Annotated in this window: 4 protein-coding genes; 3 read left to right on the top strand and 1 reads right to left on the bottom strand. The window is 66.7% G+C overall.

Going from position 1 to position 8,332, the window contains the following annotated elements:
- Positions 1 to 119: 119 nt before the first annotated feature.
- Positions 120 to 1,880: a bifunctional protein-serine/threonine kinase/phosphatase gene (locus Q0105_RS08335; RefSeq protein ID WP_298210665.1), complete on the bottom strand. Its 1,761-nt coding sequence runs from the start codon at positions 1,878 to 1,880 to the stop codon at positions 120 to 122.
- 314 nt (positions 1,881 to 2,194) lie between these two features.
- On the opposite strand from Q0105_RS08335, the gene nirB reads away from it, so the two are divergent.
- The 3 genes from nirB to Q0105_RS08320 all read left to right on the top strand — a co-directional run bounded on the left by nirB (position 2,195) and on the right by Q0105_RS08320 (position 8,306).
- On the top strand, positions 2,195 to 4,639 hold the full coding sequence (gene nirB, locus Q0105_RS08330) for a nitrite reductase large subunit NirB (RefSeq protein WP_298210663.1): 2,445 nt from the start codon (positions 2,195 to 2,197) through the stop codon (positions 4,637 to 4,639).
- A 185-nt stretch (positions 4,640 to 4,824) separates the two neighbouring features.
- Positions 4,825 to 5,229: a nitrite reductase small subunit NirD gene (gene nirD / locus Q0105_RS08325; protein ID WP_298210661.1), complete on the top strand. Its 405-nt coding sequence runs from the start codon at positions 4,825 to 4,827 to the stop codon at positions 5,227 to 5,229.
- A gap of 239 nt (positions 5,230 to 5,468) precedes the next feature.
- Positions 5,469 to 8,306 carry a nitrate reductase gene (locus Q0105_RS08320; RefSeq protein ID WP_298210659.1) on the top strand — a complete coding sequence of 946 codons (2,838 nt, stop codon included), beginning with the start codon at positions 5,469 to 5,471 and terminating at the stop codon, positions 8,304 to 8,306.
- Positions 8,307 to 8,332: the final 26 nt, after the last annotated feature.

The raw sequence follows: 8,332 nt of genomic DNA, 5'->3' as shown, positions 1-8,332 counted from the left end.
TGTGAGCGACTTTGGGCTGCAGATATTTCAATACCTGTATAGCAATCCCTAAAAACGGCTTCCAGCGCTTATCCAACAATAGCCAGCAGCTATGCTTTCAATAGCAAACCCGTTTTACCTCACCTCGGCAAAAACAGCAGCCAGTAAACCAACAACAGGTTCACCAGCACGCTCACGGCCAGCGCGATCTTCCACAGGGCGGTGGCGTCACGCTGCATCAGCGGCTGGGGGCCAGGGGCTGACAGGGAGCGTGATGCGCCGCGCTCCAGCGCCAGCAGCAGCTCCTCGGCGGTCTCAAAACGCTGGGCGCGGTGGCGCGCCACGGCCTTGAGGGCAATGTGGTCCAGCCAGATGGGCACGCCGGGGTGGTGGCGGCTGGGGGCCTGCGGGTCGCGGTGGTAGCGGCCCAGTTGGTACTGCACCACTTCGCCATAGGGCAGGCGCCCCTGGCTCAGCAACTGGTAGAGCGTGACGCCCAGCGCAAACAGGTCGCTCTGCGCATCGGGCAGTTGCCCTTCGGTGTCGGCGCTTTTTTCGTAGCCCGGCCATTGCTCGGGGTTCATGTAGCTGGGGGTGCCCGCGTGTAGCTGGCGCGTGGCCTCGGGCTCGCGGCCGGACAGGGCCACGCCCAGGTCCAGCACGCGCAGCACGCCGTCGTCGCTCAGGTGCAGGTTGTCGGGCTTGATGTCGCGGTGCACCACGCCCTGGCGGTGCAGCCAGCCCAGCACCTGCGCGGCCTGCATCACCACGGCCACGGCCTGGGTCACACCCAGGTGCTGGCGGCTGCGCAAGCGCTGGCCCAGGGTGGCACCCGCATGCCAGTCGTACAGCAGGTAAAACGCGCTGGCGCCAGCGGCATCGGGACCGTCGTCGGTGGGCCAGGTGTTGAGCCGCGCCAGGTGGACGGCGGCGTGGCCCGACTGCATGCGCCGGGCCACCCAGGCCTCGTGCGCGAGTGTGGCGCGCTCCTCGGCATCGTGGGCGCGTGTGGGCAGCAGGGTTTTGAGGGCATAGAGGCGCTGCGTGGCGGGGTCGCGCACCTGGTAAATGCGGTGGATGCCGCTGTCAGCCACCAGGGCCGTGACCACCAGGCCATCGATCCCATCGCCCACCTTGAGCAGGGGCAACACGGGCAGGTTCTGCGCGCGGCGGGATTCGTCTTGCAGCGTCGCCTCCAGCGCGCCCTGCACCCGCACCACCAGCGCGGTCACGTTGTCGTTGCTGCCCCGGCGCAGCGCGGCCTGCACCAGCTCGTCGCTGAGCGCCTGGGCCGCCACATCGGCCTGGCGCAGCATTTGCCGCAGCTCGCGTTCGGGCAGGCTGCCGTGCACGCCGTCGGACAGCAGCACCAACAAATCGCCGCTGTGCAGCTCGCCCTGGCTGTAGTCCACCACCACATGGTCGTCGAGCCCCATGGCGCGGGTGAGCTGGTGGGCAAAGTCGCGCTGCGCCATCACATGGTCGGCCGTCAGCAGTTGCAGGCGCCCGCTGCGCAGCAGGTAGGCGCGGGTGTCGCCCACATGGGCCAGCGTGTACGACTGGCCGCGCAGCACCAGCGCCGTGAGTGTGGTCAGCCCCACGGCGGGCTGGCGGCGCCGGTTCATGGAGGCCAGCCAGCCGTTGTGGGCGCTGAGGATGCGGTCCAGCGCCACCGTGGTGTCCCAGGTCTCGGGGGTGGCGAAGTAGTCGCCCACCAGGGTACTCACCGTGGTCTGCGCGGCCTCGCGGCCCAGGCCGCCGGCGCTCACGCCATCGGCAATGGCGGCGATGGCGCCGCGCTCGCGGTCGCGCCCCTGCCCCACCACCAGGGCGGCGAAGTCCTCGTTCACCTCTTTGCGCCCGGCCTGCGAGGCCTGGCCGACATCCAGTTCAAAGCTCATGCACCAGCCCCATGCAGGTTTTATGCCCAAGGTGGTGCAGGACAGGCACGCCCGAGGTGCGGCGCCACAGGGCCGCACAAAGCGGGCCCCATCGCCATCTTGCACACCAAATCGGTGCACCGCCTCTGGCACGGGCATTGCTTAACAAGCACAACGGCCCGGCAGGGCCACACAACTCACCAGTGCAACGGCGCACCGGGGTGTTGTACGGACGAAGGCGTCCCCACATGCGGTTTCGTGCCATCGAAGCCGCATCGTGCGGACGCCGTTTTTGTTTTGCGAATCGCCCAGGCGGTCGAACCGACGGAGTCATGATGGAAAAGCTCAAACTGGTGATGGTGGGGAATGGCATGGCCGGTGTGCGCACGCTGGAAGAACTGCTCAAGATCGCCCCCGATCTGTATGACATCACGGTGTTCGGTGCCGAGCCCCACCCCAACTACAACCGCATTTTGCTGTCGCCGGTGCTGGCGGGCGAGCAGACCATCGACGAGATCATTCTCAACGACTGGTCCTGGTATGCCGACAACCACATCACGCTGCACACCGGCTTCACGGTGACCGATGTGGACCGCGTGCGCCGCGTGGTCCGCGCGCAAAGCCCTGCGGGCGACGTGATCACCGCCGAATACGACCGCCTCATCATGGCCACGGGTTCCAACCCGTTCATCCTGCCCATCCCCGGCAAAGAGCTCAAGGGTGTGCTGGCCTACCGCGACATTGCCGACACCCAGGCCATGATCGACGCCGCCGCCACCTACCAACACGCCGTGGTGATCGGCGGCGGCCTGCTGGGCCTGGAGGCCGCCAATGGCCTGATGAAGCGCGGCATGAAGGTCTCCGTGGTGCACGTGGCGCCCTGGCTCATGGAGCGCCAGCTCGACGATGTGGCGGGCAAGATGCTGGAGAAGTCGCTGGCCGAGCGTGGCATGCAGTTTTTGATGGGCGCGCAGACGCAGGAGCTGGTGGGCAATGCCGATGGCCGCGTGGCCGCCGTGAAGTTCAAGGACGGCACCGAGGTGCCCGCCGACCTGGTGGTGATGGCCGTGGGCATCCGCCCCAACACCGCCCTGGCTGAAAAAATGCGCCTGCACGTGAACCGCGGCATCGTGGTGAGCGACACGCTGCAGACCACCACAGACGCCCGCATCTACGCCGTGGGCGAATGCGCCGCGCACCGGGGCATCGCCTATGGCCTGGTGGCCCCGCTGTTCGAGCAGGGCAAGGTGCTGGCCAACCACCTGGCCGAGTTCGGCATCGGTCGCTACCAGGGCTCGCTCACGTCCACCAAGCTCAAGGTCACGGGCATTGACTTGTTCAGCGCGGGCGACTTTCAGGGCGGCGATGGCACCGAAGAGATCGTGATGAGCGACCCCTTTGGCGGTGTGTACAAAAAACTCGTCATCAAGGACGACAAGCTCGTGGGCGCCTGCCTGTATGGCGACACGGTGGACGGCAGCTGGTACTTTAAGCTGCTGCGCGACGGCCGCAGCGTGACCGACCTGCGCGACAAGCTCATGTTTGGCGAATCTCACCTGGGCGACACCGGCCACCAGGGCCAAAGCAAGGCCGCCGCCATGCAGGACAGCGACGAGGTCTGCGGCTGCAACGGCGTGACCAAGGGCGCGATCTGCAAGGCCATCAAGGACAAGGGCCTGTTCACGCTCGACGAAGTGCGCAAACACACCAAGGCCAGCGCATCCTGCGGATCGTGCACCGGGCTGGTGGAGCAGATCATCATGTTCACGGCGGGCGGCGACTACAGCGCCACGCCCAAGACAAAAGCCGTGTGCGGCTGCACCGACCACGGCCACCAGGCGGTGCGCGACGCCATCCGCACCAACAAGCTGCTGAGCATTGCCGATGTATTCAACTTCATGGAGTGGAAGACGCCCAACGGCTGCGCCACCTGCCGCCCAGCCGTCAATTACTACCTCATCAGCACCTGGCCCAAAGACGCCAGGGACGACCCGCAAAGCCGCGCCATCAACGAGCGCAGCCACGCCAACATCCAGAAAGACGGCACCTACAGCGTGATCCCGCGCATGTGGGGCGGCGAGACCACGGCCGACGAGCTGCGCCGCATTGCCGACGCGGTGGACAAATACAACATCCCCACCGTCAAGGTCACGGGCGGCCAGCGCATCGACCTTTTGGGCGTGAAGAAGGAAGACCTGGTCAACGTGTGGAAAGACATCGGCATGCCCAGCGGCCACGCCTACGCCAAGGCGCTGCGCACCGTAAAGACCTGCGTGGGCAGCGAGTGGTGCCGCATGGGCACACAAGACAGCACGCAGATGGGCAAAGACCTGGAGCGCGCCATGTGGCGCATGTACGCCCCGCACAAGGTCAAGTTCGCGGTGAGCGGCTGCCCGCGCAACTGCGCCGAAGCAGGCATCAAGGACGTGGGCATCATCGGCGTGGACTCGGGCTGGGAGATGTATGTGGCGGGCAACGGCGGCATCAAAACCGAGGTGGCGCACTTCTTCACCAAGCTGAAAACCGCCGAAGAAGTGCTGGAGTACACCGGCGCGTTCTGCGAGCTGTACCGCCAGGAAGGCTGGTACCTGGAGCGCACCGTGCACTACGTGAACCGTGTGGGCCTCGACTACGTGAAAAAACGCATCCTCGAAGACCACGCAGGCCGCAAGGCGCTGTGGGAACAACTGCAGTTTGCGCTGGATGGCGAGCCCGACCCCTGGTTCGACTTTGACAAGGCCGCCGTGGACACGCGCCAGTTCGTGCCCGTGAGCGCCTGACACGGATTTGCTTTCATGCCATCAAAACCAAGAACCGTTCGGGCTGAGCCTGTCGAAGCCTCGCGCGGCGCTTCGACCCTTCGACAAGCTCAGGACAGGCAAGCTCAGCGTGAACGGTTTTTCATTTTTTGCGTACCGGCATGCGTGCCAGGAAGCAAAAACAAACATCCACCAAGGACAACGCCATGACCACGAACAACCACCCCGCCCCCGACTGGAAGCTCATCTGCCGCGTGGACGACATCCCCGTGCTCGGCTCGCGCCGCGTCACCCGCCCAGAGGGGCTGGACGTGGCGGTGTTCCGCAACGACGCAGGCGGCGTGTTCGCGCTGCTTGACCGCTGCCCCCACAAGGGCGGCCCGCTGAGCCAGGGCATCGTGTTCGGCACACACGTGGCCTGCCCCATGCACAACTGGACCATCGGCCTGTGCGACGGCCAGGCATCCGCACCCGACGAGGGCTGCACGCCGAAGTTCGCGGTGAAGGTGGAAGACGGCGCCGTGTACCTGGACGCTGCCGAGCTGGCATCGCACGCGCTCGACCTGGTGCGGCCCATCGCGGGGCCTGCGCGCCGCAACGTGGCCGCTTGAGCACGCAATCTATTTGCTATAAAAATAGTAGCTATTAGCGCTTACCCAATAAGCACCAGGGCACAAAAAAACATGATGAGGTACTTGTCTCAGAGGCCCCTAACCCCCGCCCGTTCGGGCTGAGCCCGTCGAAGCCAGGGCGCCCTTTGCCAACAGCCCTTCGACAGGCTCAGGGCGAACGGTTCTCGCTGAGGCCTGTAGCCCCCCACGCACAAAACACCTGAAACGAAACCCACGCCATGCAAGAAACAAAATCAACCTGCCCCTACTGCGGCGTAGGCTGCGGCGTGATCATCGAAAGCGACGGCCCCCAGATCACCGGCGTGCGCGGCGACCCAAACCACCCCGCCAACTTCGGCCGCCTGTGCACCAAGGGCTCCACGCTGCACCTCACGGCCAGCAGCCCCATCACGCTGCAGACCCGCTTGCTGCAGCCTATGCACCGCGCACAGCGCGCCGACGCACCCCAATCGCTGTCGTGGGACGCCGCCCTGGGCCTGGCCACCCACAAGTTCGCTGACATCATTCAGACGCACGGCCCCGACGCCGTGGGCTTTTACGTGAGCGGCCAGTTGCTCACCGAGGACTACTACGTCTTCAACAAGCTGGCCAAGGGCCTGATCGGCACCAACAACATCGACACCAACTCGCGCCTGTGCATGAGCAGCGCGGTGGCGGGCTACAAGCAGACCCTGGGCGCCGATGCGCCGCCCGCCTGCTACGACGACGTGAAACACGCGCAGTGCCTGTTCATCGTGGGCAGCAACGCGGCCTGGGCGCACCCCATCTTGTTTCGCCGCATTGAAGACGCGCGCGCCGCCAACCCCGGCATGAAGGTCATCGTGGCCGACCCGCGCCGCACCGACACCGCAGGCACAGCCGACCTGTTTTTGCCCATCCAGCCCGGCAGCGATGTGATGCTGTTCAACGGCATGCTGCACCTGATGCTGTGGGAGGGCTGGACGGACGCCGAGTACATCGCAGCGCACACCACGGGCTTTGACGAACTCAAGGCCCTGGTGCGCGACTACACGCCCGAACGTGTGGCGCAGACCTGTGGCATCTCGGTGGCCGACCTGACCACGGCGGCCAAGTGGTTCGCGACCTCGAAAGCGACTTTGAGCCTGTACTGCCAGGGCCTGAACCAAAGCAGCAGCGGCACCGCCAAGAACGCCACACTCATCAACCTGCACCTGGCCGCAGGCCAGATCGGCAAGCCCGGCGCAGGCCCCTTCAGCCTGACGGGCCAGCCCAACGCCATGGGCGGGCGCGAGGTGGGGGGCTTGGCCAACCTGCTCAGCGCCCACCGCGACCTGGCCAACCCCCAGCACCGCGCCGAGGTGGCCGCGCTGTGGGGTGTGGCCGATGTGCCCAGCCAACCGGGAAAAACGGCCGTGGAGATGTTCCAGGCCGCTGCCGACGGCGAGATCAAAGCCCTGTGGATTGCCTGCACCAACCCCGCGCAGAGCATGCCCGACCAAGCCACCGTGCGCCGCGCGCTGCAGCGTGCCGAGTTTGTGGTGGTGCAAGAGGCCTTTGCCACGGCCGAAACCGCGCGGTACGCCGACCTGCTGCTGCCCGCCACCACGTGGGGCGAAAAAACCGGCACCGTGACCAACAGCGAGCGCCGCATCTCGCGCGTGCGCCCTGCTGTGCCCGCGCCCAGCGAGGCGCGCCACGACTGGGCCATTGCGGTGCAATTTGCGCACCAATTGGAGGCACGCCTGCGCCCCGGCCAGCCCACGCTGTTCCCCTACGCCACGGACGCCGCCGATGCGGGCGCCGAAACCGTGTGGAACGAGCACCGTGAGAGCACCCGCGGGCGCGACCTGGACATCACCGGCCTGTCGTGGGAGATGCTCGAATCCACAGGCCCCCAGCAGTGGCCGCTGCCAGAGGGCGCCACCACCGGCAAGGCCCGCCTGTACGAAGACGGCATCTTCCCCACCGCCGACGGCCGTGCCCGTTTTGCGGCCCACGCCTGGGTGCCCCTGGCCGAGCAGCGCGAATCGCGCTACCCCTTCAGCCTGACCACGGGCCGCCTGCGCGACCAGTGGCATGGCATGACACGCACCGGCACCCTGGGCCGCCTGTTCGGCCACGTGGCCGAGCCCAGCGTGCAGCTGCACCCGCAGGACATGGAGCGGCGCGGCCTGAAAAACGGCGACCTGGTCTATGTGACGAGCAAACGCGGCTCCATCGTGGTGCCCGCGCAGGCCGATGCCACCGTGGGCCTGTCGCAGGCCTTCATGGCCATGCACTGGGGCAGCGAATTTTTGAGCGGCAGCTCGTCCACCGGCGAGCGCCTGGCGGGTGTGAACGCGCTCACCACCTCGGCCTATTGCCCCACGTCCAAACAGCCCGAGCTGAAACATGCGGCGGTGAAGATCCTCAAGGCCGAGCTGCCCTGGACGCTGCTGGCCATGGCCTGGCTACCCGCCGACAGCGCCCAGGCCACGCGCGAGGCACTGTCGGCACTGATGGCGCAGTTCCCATTTGCCAGTTGCGTGCCTTTCAGCAACAACACGCCGCTGGGCGAACCCGGCCGCGAGCGTGTGGGCGTGCTGCTGCGCGCCGCCGCACACGAGGCGCCACCCGACGCTACCGTGGAGCGCATCGAAATGCTGATGGGCCTGGCCACCACCGACACGCTGCGCTATGCCGACAAAAAACGCGGCCAGCGCCGCGCCGCGCGCCTGATGCGCCGGGGCGATGCCAGCACACTCGAAGGCATCGTCCTCGCAGGCGACACCAGCGCCGAAGGCTGGCTCAAGACCCTGCTGCAAGAGGAGTTGCCCGCGCAAACCTACGGCCGCCTGCTGCTGGTACCCGGCGCCAAAGCGCCCGTGGCCGTGCAGTCGCGTGGCAAGCCGGTGTGCACCTGCTTCAACGTGACGGACGCCGCCATCACCGCCCAACTGGCCCACTGCCACGGCACCGACGACGACCGCCTGGCCCAACTGCAGGGCCAACTGCGCTGCGGCACGAACTGCGGCTCGTGCCTGCCCGAACTCAAGCGCATGGTGCGCGCCACAGGGCCGCTGGCCCCCAAGCCCGTGGCGCAGGCCGCCATATAACAAAAAGGTCTCTGGATTGCAGGAAA

It is taken from the genome of Acidovorax sp. (assembly GCF_027492855.1).
Lineage (GTDB): Bacteria > Pseudomonadota > Gammaproteobacteria > Burkholderiales > Burkholderiaceae_C > Acidovorax.
Note: the sequence above shows the minus strand (reverse complement) of the source record. Positions and strands in the feature narration are given on the sequence as shown.